At 64.9% G+C, this 16,678-nt stretch carries 13 protein-coding genes and 1 pseudogene; 8 read left to right on the forward strand and 6 right to left on the reverse strand.

Annotated elements, in window-relative coordinates; translation table 11 throughout:
- Positions 1 to 132 precede the first annotated feature (132 nt).
- On the reverse strand, positions 133 to 1,314 hold the full coding sequence (locus CJ179_RS11475; RefSeq protein ID WP_095861696.1) for a CdaR family transcriptional regulator: 1,182 nt from the start codon (positions 1,312 to 1,314) through the stop codon (positions 133 to 135).
- A gap of 145 nt (positions 1,315 to 1,459) precedes the next feature.
- Between CJ179_RS11475 and CJ179_RS11480 the strand changes: the two genes are divergently transcribed.
- From CJ179_RS11480 to CJ179_RS11500, 5 genes are read left to right on the forward strand one after another with little or no spacing between them, the layout of a single operon-like run.
- Complete coding sequence (locus CJ179_RS11480) at positions 1,460 to 2,971, forward strand: long-chain fatty acid--CoA ligase (RefSeq protein WP_095861563.1); 1,512 nt, start codon at positions 1,460 to 1,462, stop codon at positions 2,969 to 2,971.
- A gap of 2 nt (positions 2,972 to 2,973) precedes the next feature.
- A complete protein-coding gene (locus CJ179_RS11485) occupies positions 2,974 to 4,677 on the forward strand; it encodes an alpha/beta hydrolase (RefSeq protein WP_072947227.1) in 1,704 nt (567 codons plus the stop codon).
- Between the two features lie 19 nt (positions 4,678 to 4,696).
- A complete protein-coding gene (locus CJ179_RS11490; protein WP_072947226.1) occupies positions 4,697 to 5,149 on the forward strand; it encodes a MaoC family dehydratase in 453 nt (150 codons plus the stop codon).
- Positions 5,146 to 5,979 carry a poly(3-hydroxyalkanoate) depolymerase gene (gene phaZ, locus CJ179_RS11495; RefSeq protein WP_095861564.1) on the forward strand — a complete coding sequence of 278 codons (834 nt, stop codon included), beginning with the start codon at positions 5,146 to 5,148 and terminating at the stop codon, positions 5,977 to 5,979. Before CJ179_RS11490 ends, phaZ begins: the two co-directional genes overlap by 4 nt.
- Positions 5,976 to 7,160, forward strand: a complete 1,185-nt coding sequence (locus tag CJ179_RS11500; RefSeq protein ID WP_095861565.1) for an acyl-CoA dehydrogenase family protein — start codon at positions 5,976 to 5,978, stop codon at positions 7,158 to 7,160. The genes phaZ and CJ179_RS11500 overlap by 4 nt, the downstream gene beginning before the upstream one ends.
- A gap of 104 nt (positions 7,161 to 7,264) precedes the next feature.
- Here CJ179_RS11500 and CJ179_RS11505 read toward each other — a convergent pair whose 3' ends face one another.
- Complete coding sequence (locus CJ179_RS11505; RefSeq protein ID WP_095861566.1) at positions 7,265 to 8,488, reverse strand: FAD-binding oxidoreductase; 1,224 nt, start codon at positions 8,486 to 8,488, stop codon at positions 7,265 to 7,267.
- A 70-nt stretch (positions 8,489 to 8,558) separates the two neighbouring features.
- Entirely contained in the window at positions 8,559 to 9,158 is a 600-nt protein-coding gene (locus CJ179_RS11510) for a short chain dehydrogenase (protein ID WP_095861567.1), read from the reverse strand.
- A gap of 69 nt (positions 9,159 to 9,227) precedes the next feature.
- Between CJ179_RS11510 and CJ179_RS11515 the strand changes: the two genes are divergently transcribed.
- Positions 9,228 to 10,121 (forward strand): LysR family transcriptional regulator, encoded by an 894-nt coding sequence (locus CJ179_RS11515; RefSeq protein ID WP_072947222.1) that lies wholly within the window; start codon positions 9,228 to 9,230, stop codon positions 10,119 to 10,121.
- Between the two features lie 641 nt (positions 10,122 to 10,762).
- Positions 10,763 to 11,998: a histone-like nucleoid-structuring protein Lsr2 gene (locus CJ179_RS11520; protein ID WP_373560137.1), complete on the forward strand. Its 1,236-nt coding sequence runs from the start codon at positions 10,763 to 10,765 to the stop codon at positions 11,996 to 11,998.
- A gap of 424 nt (positions 11,999 to 12,422) precedes the next feature.
- On the opposite strand, the gene CJ179_RS11525 is transcribed toward CJ179_RS11520, so the two are convergent.
- Positions 12,423 to 13,568, reverse strand: a complete 1,146-nt coding sequence (locus CJ179_RS11525; protein ID WP_095861569.1) for an anti-sigma-D factor RsdA — start codon at positions 13,566 to 13,568, stop codon at positions 12,423 to 12,425.
- Positions 13,565 to 13,819: pseudogene (locus tag CJ179_RS52665) on the reverse strand (RNA polymerase subunit sigma); the annotation flags it as partial. The pseudogene CJ179_RS52665 and the gene CJ179_RS11525, both read right to left, overlap by 4 nt.
- Before the next feature lie 426 nt (positions 13,820 to 14,245).
- Here CJ179_RS52665 and CJ179_RS11535 point away from each other — a divergent pair.
- Positions 14,246 to 14,704 (forward strand): ubiquinol-cytochrome c reductase iron-sulfur subunit, encoded by a 459-nt coding sequence (locus CJ179_RS11535; protein WP_095861570.1) that lies wholly within the window; start codon positions 14,246 to 14,248, stop codon positions 14,702 to 14,704.
- A 287-nt stretch (positions 14,705 to 14,991) separates the two neighbouring features.
- On the opposite strand, the gene CJ179_RS11540 is transcribed toward CJ179_RS11535, so the two are convergent.
- Positions 14,992 to 16,587: an AMP-binding protein gene (locus CJ179_RS11540; protein ID WP_095861697.1), complete on the reverse strand. Its 1,596-nt coding sequence runs from the start codon at positions 16,585 to 16,587 to the stop codon at positions 14,992 to 14,994.
- Positions 16,588 to 16,678 lie beyond the last annotated feature (91 nt).

Consider the following 16,678-nt stretch of genomic DNA (forward strand, 5'->3'; position numbering starts at 1 on the left):
TAATGCGCCATCCCGTAACTGGCGAGCTTGTCGGTGACCAGCACCCGAGGAGCCAGGCACTGCCTGGTCGAGAGCTTTGCGGAAGAGTCGTTCGTCGGCCTTGCAATCGCGCCTGCGCTGAACGCGGTGCCTTCAGGGCAGTAGTCGGTCGATCTCGAATGCCAGGCAGAGTTCGGCGACATCTCTTGGCCGCGACAGCGATTTACCGGTCCACTCCTCGATGCGGTGGAGTCGATGCCGGACGGTATTCGGATGGCAGTAGATCTTCGCAGCGGTCTCGTTCGCCGAACCACCGGTATCGAGCCACGCCGCGAAGGTGTCCACCAGAATCTTGCGCTCCTCGGGTGGCAGGTCATCGATCGGTCCGAGCACGGACTTCCCGATCCGTTTCATGGCCTCGGGTGCACTGACGGCGGCGAACGCGAGCGCAGACCCGTCGAAGACCGTGACCAAGGAGTCGCCGGACGGTCTCTCGCCGGTGGCTATCCGGGCGAGTCGAAGTGCTTCGCTGGTCTCGTTGAGGTCGTCGAATTGTGGGCTGATGCCGACGCGCGAGGTGGCAACGGTGTCGAGGACATCGATCAGCTCGTGGAGGATGTCGGGGCGGCGGAGGAAGACGATGCCGACCTGGAGGTCGGGTAGCAGTCGCCATGCTGAGCGGATGTCACGGACGTCGAGCTTGCTTGCGATTTCCGGGAGACCGAGTTTGCCGATGGCGGGAACCTGCGCTGCCACAACGACATACGGGCCAGCTGTCGGCAACCGCAAGAGGTCGGCTGTCTCCCACAGACTCTGTATGTCGGTGATGCGGCGGAACAACAACGCTTCCACGAGCGCCGAACGTTCCTCCTCGTGGTTGAGGACCTGAATCGTTTGTTGGTGCCGGTACGCGTCGGTCATCGCCTGGGTGAACATGTCCTGGGCGATGAGGATCTGCGAGGTGGCGTTCAGGATCGCGTCGAGCGGCACCCCGCTACTTCTCGCCTCCGTGACCGTCTTCTCCCACATGAAGCGGAAGCCGACCCGGTACGCCGCCATCACCGCCGGCAACGGGACGCCGGCCAGCGCCCGGGAGGTCCCGGTCGCTTCCGCTGCGGAGACGTCCATATCGGTGTCTCCGGCCAGCGCACGAAAGACGAAGGTCATGTTCGCGCTGCAGCTGCGCTGGATCTCGTCGGTGCTCACGAGGGTGTTCGACCGGTAGTAGTCGATGTCGCGACGGATGACCGCGGCCAGCGCGGCACCGAACTCGTCGGCACGGGCCAGCATCGCGTCGGCGAGTTCGACGATGGGTGGATCTGGTCGTCCGTCCATACCGACACGATAGGCCGAATCGACGCCGGTTGTGAGCGCACACACCGGCGGCCGATGGACGTTGTTCCCGCGGCCATCGACTGAGGCGGCGCCAGGAGTCACCCTTGAATCAACGGCAAAACGCCAACAGTCACCGGAGGTCCTCTTGTCCAATCTGAGTTTGAATCTTGTTGCCTCAGCGCGAAAATACCCGGACAAGATCGCGCTTCGCTGCGGCGATCAGGAATTTACCTTCACCGAGTTCGACGCGGCGGCCGCGCGAGTCGCCACCTTCCTCGACCGCGAAGAAATCACGGCCGGCGATCGGGTCGGGCTGATGCTGCCCAATACGCCGGCGTTCGCGCTGGCTTTCTACGGCATCCTGCGCAGCGGTGCCATCGCGGTGCCCATGAACCCGTTGCTCAAGTCCCGCGAGATCGAGTTCTACCTTTCCAACACGGGTGCGACAGCTCTTTTCGCGACACCGGCCTTCGCCGCGGAGGCCACCGCGGCCGCCGCGGCGGCCGGAGCGAAATGCTGGCTGGTCGACGATGCCGATCTGGTGAGGCTGACGGCGGATCTGCCCGAACAAGTGAGTCCGGTCGACCGTGCCGATACAGACACCGCCGTCGTCCTGCACACGTCGGGGACGACCGGCAAGCCGAAGGGGGCCGAACTCACCCACGGCGGCCTCGACCGCAACCAGGACGTCGCCGCGCGCACCCTGATCGAACTGGGGCCCGACGACGTAGTGATGGGGTGTCTGCCGCTCTTTCACGTCTTCGGACTGACCTGCGGGCTGAACACCTCGGTGTCGGCGGGGGCGACGCTCACACTGATCCCCAGATTCGACCCGCACACGGCCCTCGACGTGATCGAACGCGACGCAGTCACGGTGTTCGAGGGCGTGCCGACGATGTACTCGGCGCTGCTCGGTGAGGCGAGGGGGTTTCCTTCTTCGGCGACGGCGTCCCTCCGCGTCTGCGTATCCGGCGGCGCCTCCCTGCCGGTTCAGGTACTCACCGACTTCGAGAAGATGTTCGGTGCCACGATTCTCGAGGGCTACGGGCTGTCCGAGACCTCCCCGGTAGCGTCCTTCAATCACCTGCACCGCGAGCGCAAGCCCGGATCGATCGGTACCCCGGTCGAGGGTGTCGAGATGCGGATCGTCGACCTGGTGGGCCACGAGGTCCCGCAGGGCGAGCTCGGCGAGATCCAGATCCGGGGCCACAACGTGATGAAGGGGTACTGGAACCTGCCGGACGCGACGGCGTCGGCACTCTCGGTCGATGGCTGGTTCTCGACCGGTGACGTCGGCAAGGTCGACGAAGACGGCTATTTCTACATCGTCGACCGCAAGAAGGACCTGATCATCCGCGGTGGTTTCAATGTCTACCCCCGGGAGGTCGAGGAGGTGCTCTACGAGCATCCGGTGGTGGTCGAGGCCGCGGTCATCGGTCTTCCGCACGACTCACTCGGCGAGGAGATCGGCGCTGCGGTCGTCCTCGAGGACGGCGCGCGGGTCGATCCCACCGAACTGCGCGACTTCGTGAAGCAGCGAGTCGCCGCCTACAAGTACCCGCGCCGCGTGTGGATCGTCGACAGTCTCCCGAAGGGAGCGACCGGCAAGATCCTCCGCCGCGAGGTAACCGTTCCTACAACCGAAAGCACCAAGTAGTCATGACGAACCCGACCAAGAGCCCGACCACGAGCCCCGACGAGCTCGCCGCGCCGTTGGACCTGCTGCTGACCAGCTCCACCCGAGGATTTTTCGGCCGAATGCTCCCGAATGGGGCCTGGGCCCGGTCGGCGGTCAATCTCACCAAACGGCAGCGCACACTCGCTCGTCGCGGCACTACCCTGGCCCGCGAACTGGGCACGATTGCCGTCGGGACCTGCGAACGTGCCCCCGCGAGGGGTGACAAACGCTTCGTCGATCCGGCATGGCAGGGCAATCCCCTGCTCAAGCGAACCATGCAGGCGTACCTGGCAGCAGCGGAGACGGCCGACAAGCTGTTCGACGATGCCCAGTTGGATTGGCGCGACGCGGAGAAGATGCGGTTCGTTCTCGACAACATCGTCGAGGGGTTGGCGCCGACCAACAACCCCCTGATCAGCCCGGTCGGTTGGAAAGCAATGATCGACACCGGCGGGCTGAGCGCCGTGCGCGGATTGAAGGCCTTCGCCCGTGACATGCTGTCCCAGCCCAGAATTCCGGCGATGGTGGATCCCGACGCGTTCGCCGTCGGCGAGACCGTCGCCACCACCAAGGGGGCTGTGGTGTTGCAGACCCGGGCGTTCGAACTGATCCATTACGCACCGCAGACACCGAAGGTGCGCTCGATCCCGCTGCTGTTGATCCCGCCCGTGATCAACAAGTACTACATCATGGACATCGCTCCCGGTCGCAGCATGATCGAGTACTTCCTGCAGCAGGGCCAGCAGGTCTTCACGATCTCGTGGCGCAATCCCCAAGCCCGGCATCGCGACTGGGACGTCGATACGTACGGTGCGGCGATCGTCGAGGCGCTCGATGCGGTGCAGAAGATCGCCGGGACCGCCAGCGCGCACCTACTGGCGACCTGCTCGGGTGGCATCCTCGCCGCCATGACCGCGGCCCATCTCGCTGAGATCGGTGAGGGTGATCGGATCGCCGGACTCACGCTCGCCGTCACGGTGCTCGACCAGAACAGGGCCGGCTTCGCGTCGGCCGCAATGAGCGAGCGCGCAGCGCAGGCCGCCATCCGGGCGTCGAGGTCCAAGGGGTACCTCGACGGACGGGCGATGGCCGAGGTGTTCGCGTGGCTGCGACCGACGGATCTGGTGTGGCGGTACTGGGTGAACAACTACGTGCAGGGCCGCTCGCCCGCGGCCTTCGACGTGCTGTTCTGGAATGCGGACACCACCCGGATGGCGGCCGCGCTGCACCGCGACCTGGTGCTGATGGGATTACGCAACGCGCTGACCATTCCCGGGGCGGTGAGCATGCTGGGAACTCCGGTCGACCTGTCGAAGATCACCGCGGACTCGTACGTCATCGGCGGTGTCGCCGATCACATCTCCCCGTGGCAGGCCTGCTACCGCAGTGCCCGGCTGCTCGGCAGCAAGGACAATCGGTTCGTCCTGTCATCGAGCGGCCACATCGCGGCACTGGTCAACCCGCCGGGCAACCCCAGGGCGTCGTTCCGGATCGGCCAAGTCGATCAGGACACGGCCGAAGACTGGGTGCACACGGCCGAGCAGGCCACCGACTCGTGGTGGCCGGACTACATCAGCTGGCTGGCCGACCGCAGCGGCCCCGAAGTCGACGCACCGCAGACCCTGGGCGGCCCGGGCTATGCACCCCTCGCCCCAGCGCCCGGCACCTACGTGCACCAGAACTGACACCACCTGAGAGACGACGATGACCACACATATCGCCAACCCGGCGGACTTGCTCGACCTGACCGGACAGACCCTCGGAACCACCGCGTGGTACGAACTCGGCCAGGACCAGGTGAACCTCTTCGCCGACGCGACCGGCGACCATCAATGGATCCACACCGACCCCGAACGCGCCGCCCGGGGGCCGTTCACGGGGACGATCGCGCACGGCTACCTGACGCTCTCGCTGGCCCCGCGAGTGCTCGCCGACGTTCTGACCATCGACAACGTGCAGGCCGCGCTGAACTACGGGCTGAACAGGGTGCGGTTCCCGGCGCCGGTGCCGGTCGGTGCCAAACTCCGGGCAACGGTGACCGTCACGTCGGCCCAGCACAAGCCCGCCGGCGTCGAGGTCGTCTTCGGACTGATCTACGAGGTCGACGGCACCGAACGCCCGGCCTGCATCGCCGATGTCGTGGTGCTGTACCGATGAACGCGGACATCGAGGCCGAGAGATTCGTCGCGACCGCCGGTCAGCGGATCCGCGTCAGCATCCGGCCCGGATCCGCCGGCACCCGACGTGTTCCGCTGGTCTTGTGCAACGGAATCGGGGCCAGCTACGAGGTGCTCGATCCGTTGGTGGCGCAGCTGGATCCGGAGATCACCGTGATTCGGTTCGACGTTCCCGGCACCGGCGGATCCCCCGCGTCCGTTGCCCCCTACGGGTTTGCCTACCTGGCCTGGATGCTGGGGCGGGTGCTGACCAAACTCGACTTCGGCGTCGTCGACGTGCTCGGGTTGTCCTGGGGTGGGGCGCTGGCACAGCAGTTCGCCGTCCAGAATCCGCGCCGGTGCCGGCGACTGGTCTTGGCCGCGACCGGCACCGGCGCAGTGATGGTTCCCGGCAACCCTCGGGTACTGGCCAAGATGCTGACACCGCGCAGGTTCCGCGACCCGGCCTACGCGGCCTCGATCGCCGGCGACCTGTACGGCGGCACCGCGCGCCGGCAGGGCGACGACGTTGCCGGGCTCTTCCTCCAGCAGCTGCACGCCGGATCGAAGATCGGCTACTTCCATCAACTGCTCGCCGGAGCGGTGTGGACGAGCCTGCCCCTGCTGCCCGCGATCAGGCAGCAGACCCTCCTCGTCGCGGGCACCGACGACCCGATCGTGCCCGTGGTCAACGCCCGCATCATGAATCAGCTGTTGCCACATTCAACCATCCATCTGCACTCCGGCGGACACATCGACCTGGTCACCAATGCCACCGAACTCGCGCCGGTGATCACCACCTTCCTTCACGACCCAGGAGTAAGCCCATGAGCCCCAGTCCGAACATCGACACATCGGATTTCTATGCATTCGAACAGATGCTCTCCGACTCCGAGCGCGCAATGCTGCACTCCGTGCGCGATTTCATGACCACCGAGGTCGACCCGATCATCAACGCACATTGGAATGCCGGGACCTTCCCGTTCGAGATCGTGCCCGGACTCCGGAAACTCGGCATCGCCGGCGTGCCCTACCAGGGCCATGGCTGTGCCGGACGGAGCTACCTGCTCGACGGGATGATTGCGATGGAGCTGGCCCGCACGGATTCCTCGATAGCCACCTTCAACGGCGTGCACGGCGGCCTCGCCATGGGATCGATCTACCTGTGCGGTTCGGACGAACAACGCGAACGCTTCCTCCCCTCGATGGCACGGTACGAGAAGATCGGATCCTTCGGGCTGACCGAACCCGACGTCGGCTCCGGTGCGTCGGGCGGGCTCACCACGACCGCCGAACGCGACGGTGACACCTGGACCCTGAACGGGCAGAAGAAATGGATCGGCAACGCGACGTTCGGCGATCTCACGGTCATCTGGGCCAAGGATGTCGCCGACGGCCAGGTGAAGGGATTTGTCGTCGAGAACTCCTCGCCCGGATTCACGGCGGACAAGCAGGAGCACAAGATCGCCCTCCGGATCGTGCAGAACGCGCTCATCACGCTCGACAACGTGCGGGTTCCGGAGCACAACCGCCTACAAGGCGCGAACACATTCAAGGACACCGCCGAGGTGCTCCGACTGACACGCGCGGGCGTGGCCTGGATGGCGGTCGGATGCGCGCGCGGCGCATACGAGAACGCGCTGAGATATGCCTGCGCTCGTGAACAGTTCGGCCGGCCGATCGGCGGCTTCCAGCTCGTGCAGGACCTGCTGGTGCGGATGCTCGGAAACATCACCTCGTCCTTGGCCCTGTGTGCACGGCTGTCCCAGTTGCAGGATCAGGGGCACGCCGAAGACCGGCACTCATCGCTCGCCAAGGCATTCTGTACAGTCCGCATGCGTGAAACCGTCGGATGGGCGCGGGAGTTGATGGGCGGCAACGGAATACTACTGGAACACAACGTAGGCCGATTCGTCGCCGACGCGGAAGCGATCTACTCCTACGAGGGCACCAGGGAGATGAACACCCTGATCGTCGGACGGTCGTTGACCGGACACAGCGCCTTCGTATGACGCCCGCGTGCGCCCGCGACACCGTCCCCGCAAATCTGCGCCGAGCGAGAACCCGGCCCACGTAGTCGCTCCCTCCGACACAGTAGAAGTGGCGCCGGTGGGTCTCAGATGACGGCCCGTTCCACCAGCGGCTCGTTCTTGGCGATGCGCTCGTAGGCGAGCGGGGACAGGTCGAGAGTCCGGAATTCACCGTAAGTGATCAGCTCGGCGACACCGCGACCACAGGCGGGTGCTTGCTGGCTACCGTGACCTGAGAACCCAGCGCACATCAGCAGGTTCGTGACCTCGGTATGGGGACCAAGGATCGCATTGTGATCGAAGGTGTTGAATTCGTAGTGGCCGACCCAGGAATCGATCACCGTGACCTCGCCGATTGTCGGCAAGCGGTTCGTGATGACCGGGAGGATCTTCGTCTCCCAGATGCCTTCCTCATAGGCGAAATCATCGAAACCCACTGCAGGATCGCCATCCCTCGGCGGGCACCCTGCGAGGTAGTTGTCGTCCCCGAACGACCTCATGTGGACGCCGGTGGGATCGATGGTCAGCGGCAGGTCCTGATCCAGCGGAGTCTCTGCGGAGAAGATGTAGGTGTAGCGGCGTCGAGCTTCGATCGGCAGATCCGCGCCCGCCAATTGCGCGACGAGTCCCGCGCGGGTGCCTGCAGCATTGACAACCGTTCCCGCGCTGATCACCTCACCGGTCTCGAGCGTGACGCTGTCGATGCGTTCACCCGAGCGGGTCATGGAGACGACTTCGTTCTCGATGTAGTCGGCACCATTTTCCCGGGCCTTGCCGCGGAGCCACTCGACCATGGCCAGGGCGTCGAAGGCGCCTTCGTCGACTGTGTTGAGGCTTCCCGCAACGATGTCGTCGAGGTTGTAGAAGGGATACTTCTCGGCGATCTGGTCACGCGCGAGAATCGCGGTGCCGGCCCCGCATGATGCCTGAAGCTGTTGATCCTCACGCAGTGTCTCGGCGAACTCCTCGTTGTCGGCGAGGTACAGGTACCCGAAGTTCCGGATCGGAATGTGCGGGATGGCGAGGTCTCCACCCAGGTTCTCCCGGAACTTCTTCACGAATTCAGCCGCGTACTGGGCGATCTCGACGTTGATCTGGGTGGCGAACTGTTGACGCATACAGTTGTTGCTTGCCATGGTGGCGGAGTGCGTCAGCCCGGCGTCGCGCTCGACAACCAGGATCGAGCCCGTGAAGTCGGGGTTGGTGCTCAGGTACCAGGCGATCGCAGAGCCGCTGGTGGCGCCGCCGATGATGACGACGTCGTACGCGTCCTGCGTGGGTTGCTGCGGGATGGGGGAAGTGGTGCTCATAGGGCGGGATCGCTTCCTGACAGGGAATAGTGAGATTTCGCTGAACGACTGGGTTTCTCAGCACGGAGACTTAGTCAAGTTTGTAGATTTGACCGGTCTGTGCGCCTTCTATGGAGCGGATGTAGGCCTGCGCGACGTCGGCGAGATCGACGGAGGAGAAGCCTGGGAAATAGTCCCCGTACGCATCCAGTGCCTCGGTGAACACGGTGGGGCTGACGGCGTTGATGCGCTGCGGGGCGATTTCGATCGCGGCGGCCCGAACGAAGGCTTCGACCGCCCCGTTCGCGAGGGACGCGGCGGTCCCGGTGGGAATGGGGGTACGCGCGAGGATGCCCGTGATGAGGGTGAACGATCCCGTAAGCGAGACCCGGTCGATCCCTTGGCGGACCAACTCCACCTGGCTGCGGACCTTACCCGCGTACGCGGCGGAGTAGTCATCGTCGGTCATCTGCTGAATGGGCTTGTACGGTACGACGCCTGCAGCGCTCACGACGGCGTCGAGTACACCCACCTTCTCGTAGAGTGCGGCCACGGCTCCAGGGTCTGTGATGTCGGCACGGAAGTCGCCTCCAGTGCGGTTGGCGGTGACAATTTTGTGGCCACGATCTGCGAGTGCGGTGTAGACCGCAGATCCGAGTCGGCCGGTGGATCCGATAAGCAGGATGTTCATGCGGCCAAGTTATCGACACCGATAGTAGGAAGAGAAATACTTCTTGACGACCGGTTATGCTTGAAAGTTATGAATATCGAGTTGCGGCATCTGCGTGCGCTTGCGGCGATCGGGGACGAGGGAAGTATCACGGCTGCTGCTGCCGCCTTACACACGGCGCAACCAGCGTTGTCGCGCACACTCAATCAACTCGAGGATCGGGTCGGAACACGGTTGGTCGAACGAACCACACGAAGCTTGGAACTCACCGCGGCAGGCAGGCGGTTATGGGAAAGGGCACACCGCATACTTCAGAGCGTCGACGACGCCATCGCCGAGGCCACGGCCGGACCAGCTCCCCTGCGGGTCGGATACGCATGGTCGGCGCTGGGGCGGCATACGGTGACATTGCTACGAACCTGGAAGGACGAAAATCCCGATGCGGCGCTCGTTGTCAGGCAGGTCGACAACCCCGAACTTGCCCTGAGGAAGGGCGAGGTCGACATTGCGTTCTTCCGGTCGTCGTTCCCCAGTCCGGACACGTTCGAACACGTGCTCCTAGGGTATGAAGATCGCATGGTTGCGGTTGCCGAGGACGATTCGCTCAATCAGACAGGTCCGTTGTCACTCAGCGATTTGTCGAGGCGACGCATTGCACTGTGCTCCACCGCGGGAACGGCTGACTTGGATTTGTGGCCGGCGAACGAGCGTCCTGAAAGTACGGTGGTCGTTGCAAATGTTGACGAGTGGTTGACCGCGATCGCTACAGGTGAAGCGATCGGGTTAACCAGTGTCGCCACGGAATACAGCCATCCGCATCCAGGCGTCAGCTACACCGCGCTACCCGATGTCGCCCCGGTGGAGGTGTACCTCACGTGGCCCCGGAACGATCGCCATCCGATGACCGGGCAGTTCGTCGAGCACGCGAGTTACCTGCTGAGTAAGGAGACCACCGCCGCCCATCGAGCGCCAACCGGGCGCTAGGGGATCACGGCTGTCGGTGATGATCGACGTCGCCAATGCATCCAGGTTGGCGGAATGGACTCGAGCAGGTCCGCCGGGGTCACCCGCCCAGGGTGGGCACCAAATGATGCGGTGATGATGCCGATGGCGGGCAGGTCCTGAAGACGACGATCACCGCGTATCACCGTCGTGGCTGGGGTGAGGGCAATGCGGACGTTCATTGGATTGGGGCAAGCCCCCTGGGGTCGCCTGCGGAGGGCTTTGGGCGAATAGTGACTCGCCGACGTCTGGGGTGTGTGTTTGGTAATCAACTGGTGAGGGTAGGAACGTAATTTGCATCGGTTATGGTGTGCTTACAGTTTCAGACCTCACGACTCGGTGCAGGTGTGACTCGGCACACGCTCTGCTGAAACCTCACATCGCCAAATGCGTCACAGCTTACGCATTTGATGCTGCAGCGGGCGAAGCATTTTCGGGGGTGGTGGGGAAGCGGCTTTCGGGGGGCGAGTCGCGCTGTGGAGCCCAGAGTATCGTGTTGGCCTGCCCAGATAGGTAATTGCTGGAGACGTCGAAAAGTTAGCTCAGGTGAGCTTTTTGACTACCGAGAGAAGTTTGCCGTTACTGTGTGCGTTCGACGATTGCCCGCGAAGAAGGAGAACAAGATGGCCCAGTCACCGAATGGTTCGAAAGGTTCGGCGAAGACGACCAGAGAGATTCGCGAGTGGGCGATCGGTGCGGGTCTTGATGTGTCGCCCCGCGGTCGGATTCCGGCAGAGATCGTAGAAGCCTTCGAGGACGCTCAGGCCAAGAAGGTTCAGGCGACGACGGCTTCGGCGAAGAAGGTTCAGGCGAAGAAGGTTCAGGCGAAGAAGGTTCAGGCGAAGAATTCGGCCACCATGAAGGCGGCCGTGACGAAGGCAGCCGTGAATAAGGTGGCCGCGAAGAAGGCTCCGGCGGCGAAGACGACCAGGGATATTCGCGAGTGGGCGATCGGTGCCGGTCTTGATGTGTCTGCCCGTGGTCGGATTCCGGCTGAGATCGTAGAAGCCTTCGAGGACGCTCAGGCCAAGAAGGTTCAGGCGAAGAAGGTTCAGGCGAAGAAGGTTCAGGCGAAGAAGGTTCAGGCGAAGAAGGTTCAGGCGAAGAATTCGGCCACCGTGAAGGCGGCCGTGACGAAGGCAGCCGTGAATAAGGTGGCCGCGAAGAAGGCTCCGGCGGCGAAGACGACCAGGGATATTCGCGAGTGGGCGATCGGTGCGGGTCTTGATGTGTCTGCCCGTGGTCGGATTCCGGCTGAGATCGTAGAAGCCTTCGAGGGCGCTCAGGCCAAGAAGGGTCAGCCAAAGAAGGTTCAGGCAACAAGGGGTCCGGCGAAGAAGGTCGCTGCGGGCAAGCCGGCTGCTGAGAAGATAGCCGCGCAGAAGTCGGTTGTGAAGACGTCGGCCGTGAAGAAGGTAGATACGGAGAAGCCTGTCGTGAGGAAGGCTCCGGCGGCGAAGACGACCAGCGATATTCGCGAGTGGGCAATCGGTGCCGGTCTTGATGTGTCTTCCCGTGGCCGAATCTCGGCCGAGGTCGAGCGGGCCTTCCATGACGCTCAGGTACAGAAGGTTCAGGCAGAGACGGTTCGGGCGAAGAAGGTCGTCGCGGGGAAGCCGGCCGTGAAGAAGGTCGCCGCGAAGAAGGTAGCCGCGAAGAAGACGGCCGCGAAGAAGACAGCCGCGAGGACGGCTCCATTGAACAGCGCGGCGGCGAGCAAGGCTCCGGTGAAGAGGACGACCAGGGATATTCGCGAGTGGGCGATCGGCGAGGGCCTCGATATATCGGCCCGTGGCCGGATCTCGGCGGAGATCGTAGACGCCTTTCATCTCGCTCAGGCCAAGGCGCCGGCCGCATAGGCAGCAACACGGCCGTGATGAATCTCGTGGCAATCGTGCTGCGAAACACCCAAGGTGCCGTCGGGATACCTCCGACGGTGAGGTGACACGGCTAGCGCAGGGCAACCGCCCACGACATGCGCCGGAGATGGTGAATCCAACGAGTTCGCTCGGTGCCAGGTGACCGCCGAACTCGTTGCGATCACCGGAGCACGTCGATCCGGATATCGCCCACCCGCTCGGGGATGCACTCTGATCCGGCTGCTGTTGCCGCCGATCTCGAGGCCTGGTGCCGCCCCGGCGGGCTCTTGGGCAAAGCTCCTGACCGGATTCCTCCGGCCCCTCCCGTTTCCGTGAGGTTGATGCATCAGGAAGCATTGGTGCACAGTAGGTTTGGGGTTCGCCGTGGGTTGCGCATCAAATCGAATGTTCAGTGCGGAGCGAGTCAGCTGGTCGGGATTGGCTGCGGGAGCGGCGCCGAGGAAGGCTCCTGCGGCGGCAGCTGGGTGGGTGGTTCTGTGGTCGGGTTTTCCGGCGGTATTTGCGGGAGCGGCGCCGACGAAGGCTCCTGCGGCGGCAGCTGGGTGGGTGGTTGTGTGGTCGGGTTGTCCGGCGGCACAGGCGGGGGTGGTTGTGTGGTCGGGGTGTCGGAAGGGACAGGCAGGGGCGGCTGCGGAGGCGGGACCACCGTGATGGGGGGTTCCGGGCTGGTGGATGGCAACGTCTCGGGCGGAAGCGGAAGCTGCTGCGGCGGCAAGGTGGGTAGCGGCGGCAGTGAAGTGGGCGGCAGTCCCGGAATCTGTAGATCCGTGGGCAGGGTTCCCGGCAACTGCCCGACTCCCGGCACCGTCGTGGAACCGGGTGTCCCCTGCACTGTGGCAGGCAGTTGGGTGGTCTGCGTCGGCGCGCCGGTGGTGGTGGTTCCCGGCGTTGTCGTCGCCGGGGGTGGGGTGGGAGCGATCTTCTCGAGTTCCGCGGCCAGCTTCGCCCGCCACGCGTCGAGTTCGTTGCGCGTGTCAGCGTCGCGTACCTCGCCGGCACGGTCGGCGGCGCCGTCGAGCAGGTTCTTCGCCGACTCCGCGTCGCCCGCGGCGATCAGCCGTTCGGCCTCCTGCAGCTGGGACGTGGTGTCGATCTGCGCGACGGTCGAATCGGCCTGCTGGCTGAACACGACCGACTTGACGCTCCACAGCGGATCGCCGGGTTCGGCGTTGTACGAGAAGATGGTGGCGCCGCCCATGACGACCGCGATCGCGGCGACAGCGCCTGCGATGGGTCGCAACAGCCGGAGCTTGCCGCGGGCGGCGCTGCGTGCGGAACGGGCGTCGGAGGCGTCGATCGCCGCGATCACGTCGTCGAGCAGCGGCCCGGTCGGCATCGGCGTCGACACGATGTCGGCACGCCAATTGGTCAGCAGAAGTGCGAGCTGGTCCTGTTCCGGCGAATCCGTTGCGACGGGACCGCCACCGGCGATCGCGTCGATCAGCGCGTCGTCGCGGCGCACAGCCGCGACGTCCACCGGTGCGTCGTCTCCTGGGAGATCGGCATCGGGATTGCCGTTGCGCTGGATGCCCCTAACCAAACCTCTCACCTGCCCTCGTCGCATGCGATGGCTTCGTGTTGAGCCGCACGGACCGCTCCTGCGGTACTACCCACGATTGGGGCCGTCTACTCGGCTGACGTACCGACCACGAGCTGGAGGATCAAGATCTCCCGGTGCTTCGTCGGCAGCGTGCTCAGCGGTTCGTTCATCAGCCTGCTCGCTTCCGAGTCCAGCGCCCGCTGTTCGGGTCCGTCATCGTAGGCTTCGTCATCTGGTTTGTCGGTGACGGGCTCCGATTCGTTACCGCATGTCAGAGGACTGTTGCGGTTGCCGCACGACCGCGCCCGTCCGTTTGGGCCGACCCCGGCGCACTCGGGCGGTCCTGAGGCCCTGGGCCGGGGTCGACGTTTTTGTAGGGGCATCGCTTCATTTGGGTGGACGATCCTCCTAGTTGGATTATCCCACCGGTGGCCGGTACTCGGCGAGGCTCCGCGCCGCCTCCATTGCTGGTGGGTCGCGCTGATCTTGTCGCCGACTTCGGCGACGCTAATGCCGTCCGCAAGGCGGACCGACCGCGCACGGTGAAGGGTTTCGCAGGCATCCGCCGGACACAGCCTGCCCGGCGTCGCGCATTGAACCAGTCGTGTGTGTCCTGCGTTAGAACCATTGAGAGAGCCGCAGTGATCGATCCCGCGTGACCCCAGCCCAGACAGGGAGATACCGCCATGCAGTCCGACGAACTCAACCAGGAGCAGAGCCTGCGGATCAACCAGATGGCGTTTCCGCGTCGTACGGTTATCGCCGGTATGGGTGTTGCAGCCGCCTTGGCCGCCGGTAGCGCTCTGTTCAGCAGAACTCGCGCGTCGTCTGCGTCCGGCGGCGGCGGTAGCCCAGCTGTGAAGGCTGCGAGTGCAACCGTGCCGACCGGCAATGTTCCCGTCGGTGGCGGCGTGGTGCTCGGCGATGTTGTCGTCACACAGCCCAGCGGCGGTGACTTCCGCGGGTTCTCGTCGACATGCACGCACGCGGGGTGCACCGTATCCGACGTCTCCGGTGGCACCATCAATTGCCCGTGCCATGGCAGCAAGTTCAATCTCGACGGGTCCGTGCACAACGGTCCGGCGTCCGTTCCGCTCGCCCCACGGAGCGTCTCCGTTCAGGGTGACTCGGTCGTGGTCGGCTGAGGTGTGTGACGACTCAGGGGTGTCAACGAATTGGTACGCGGCAGATTGACCTCAGCCCGCGTGCCCGCGCCGTGCTGGTCTGCCCCTGGCGAATGAAACAAACCGATTGGCCTGTTTTCTGGTAGCGTCGGGGCCGTCATGGTGGTCACATGACAACGCGCACGTCTCAGGCATATGAGGCGATTCACGCGAGGGGTGGAGTGCAGGTGCTGCCCGAGCTGCTGATTGGGCGGCGCCTGCACTCACCGTCACCGGAGGTGGGCACTCCTGGCGAGTCGAATCGCGGTCTACTGACCCGCCGTTTCCCGCGTGCGCAGGTCTTTGCGGAGGATTTTGCCTGCGGCGGACTTGGGGACGAGGTCGATGAACTCGACCCTGCGGACCTTCTTGTGCGGGGAGACCCGTTCGGCGACGAACGCGATCACCGCGGCCTCGTCCAGACCCTCGGCACCGGGCTGGGCGACGACGAACGCCTTCGGCACCTCCTCACCCTCGTCGTCGAGGACACCGATGACGGCGGCGTCGGCGATCTGCGGGTGTGTGAGCAGCAGCGCCTCGAGTTCGGCGGGCGGCACCTGATACCCCTTGTACTTGATCAACTCCTTCATCCGGTCCACGATCGTCACCACCCCCTCGGCGTCGACGGTCGCGATGTCCCCGGTGTGCAGGAACCCGTCCGCGTCCAGGGTTTCCGCGGTGGCCGCCTCGTTGCCCAGGTACCCGGCCATGATGTTCGGGCCCGCACACCACAACTCCCCCGGTGCGCTGACCCCCTCGGCCGGGTAGGCGACCTCCTGCCCGGTGGCGGGGTCGACGAGCTTGCATTCCATGTTCGCGATCGTCGGGCCGACCGAGTCGAGGGCGATGTCGTCGCGGTCGAACGGGATCGCGTGCGAGACCGGGCTCATCTCCGACATCCCGTAGCCCTGCCGGACCCGGCAGCCGAGCCGGGTGGCGACGGCCCTGCCCAGTTCCTGATCCAGCGGGGCGGCACCGGAGAAGATCGAATGCACCGAGGACAGGTCGTAGTCGTCGACCAACGGGTGCTTGGCCAACGCGACCGCGACCGGCGGCGCGATGAACACATACGTGCACTTCTGCCCGGAGACGATGCTGAGGAACTCGACGAGGTCGAACTTCGGCATCGTCACCAGCGCGGCCCGGTTGTAGAGGGCGGCGTTGAGCAGCACCGTCATCCCGTAGATGTGGAAGAACGGCAGCACCGCCAGCAGTTTGTCGTCGGCGCCGATGCCCATCCGCGGGTTGATCTGACACACGTTCGCGACCAGGTTGCGGTGGGTGAGCATCACCCCCTTCGGGCGGCCGGTGGTCCCCGACGAATACGGCAGCACCGCCAGGTGGGTGGCCGGGTCGAACGACACCTCCGGGGCCGGGTGGCCCTCGGTGAGCAGATCGGTCAGCGACGGGTGCCCGTCGGCGCCGTCGAGGACGATCACGTTCTCGGCCGGGATTCCGACCGTGACGGCGGCGGCCCGGGCCTGCGGCAGCAGCGGGGAGACGGTGAACAGGAACTTCGCGTGCGAGTCGGTGAGCTGTTTGGCGATGTCCTCGGCGGTGTAGAGGGCGTTGATGGTGGTGGCGACGCCGCCGGCGCGCAGGATGCCGTGGAACACCGCGGCGAACGCGGGCACGTTCGGTGAGTGCAGGGCCACCACCTCACCGACCGCGAGGCCGCGGGCGGCCAGCGCCCCGGCGACCCCGCCGATCTGCGCGACCAGGGTTTGGTAGGTGGTGACCGCACCGGAGGCGCCGTCGATCAGGGCGGGCCGTTCCGCATCCGCCGGGTCGACCCGACCGAACAGGAAATCGTAGACACTGAGGTTCGGGATCTCGACGTCCGGAAACGGGCTCTTGAAGCTCACGTGGGTCACTCCCTCGAAGATTGCGGCGGGCTCCCACGCGCGAATGGCGGCGAGCCTCGTGGGTCGTCCGGGCAACCATAGGCCGTGACAG

The sequence above is a fragment of the Rhodococcus sp. ACS1 genome (genome assembly GCF_002300155.1).
In the GTDB taxonomy this organism is placed as follows: Bacteria; Actinomycetota; Actinomycetes; order Mycobacteriales; family Mycobacteriaceae; genus Rhodococcus_F; species Rhodococcus_F koreensis.

Excerpts from the sequence above, each read along its gene's own strand:
- CJ179_RS11475 (WP_095861696.1), bottom strand. The coding sequence starts at position 1,314 with ATGGACGGACGACCAGATCCACCCATCGTCGAACTCGCCGACGCGATG.
- CJ179_RS11485 (WP_072947227.1), top strand. The coding sequence starts at position 2,974 with ATGACGAACCCGACCAAGAGCCCGACCACGAGCCCCGACGAGCTCGCC.
- CJ179_RS11490 (WP_072947226.1), top strand. The coding sequence starts at position 4,697 with ATGACCACACATATCGCCAACCCGGCGGACTTGCTCGACCTGACCGGA.
- phaZ (WP_095861564.1), top strand. The coding sequence starts at position 5,146 with ATGAACGCGGACATCGAGGCCGAGAGATTCGTCGCGACCGCCGGTCAG.
- CJ179_RS11500 (WP_095861565.1), top strand. The coding sequence starts at position 5,976 with ATGAGCCCCAGTCCGAACATCGACACATCGGATTTCTATGCATTCGAA.
- CJ179_RS11505 (WP_095861566.1), bottom strand. The coding sequence starts at position 8,488 with ATGAGCACCACTTCCCCCATCCCGCAGCAACCCACGCAGGACGCGTAC.
- CJ179_RS11510 (WP_095861567.1), bottom strand. The coding sequence starts at position 9,158 with ATGAACATCCTGCTTATCGGATCCACCGGCCGACTCGGATCTGCGGTC.
- CJ179_RS11515 (WP_072947222.1), top strand. The coding sequence starts at position 9,228 with ATGAATATCGAGTTGCGGCATCTGCGTGCGCTTGCGGCGATCGGGGAC.
- CJ179_RS11520 (WP_373560137.1), top strand. The coding sequence starts at position 10,763 with ATGGCCCAGTCACCGAATGGTTCGAAAGGTTCGGCGAAGACGACCAGA.
- CJ179_RS11535 (WP_095861570.1), top strand. The coding sequence starts at position 14,246 with ATGCAGTCCGACGAACTCAACCAGGAGCAGAGCCTGCGGATCAACCAG.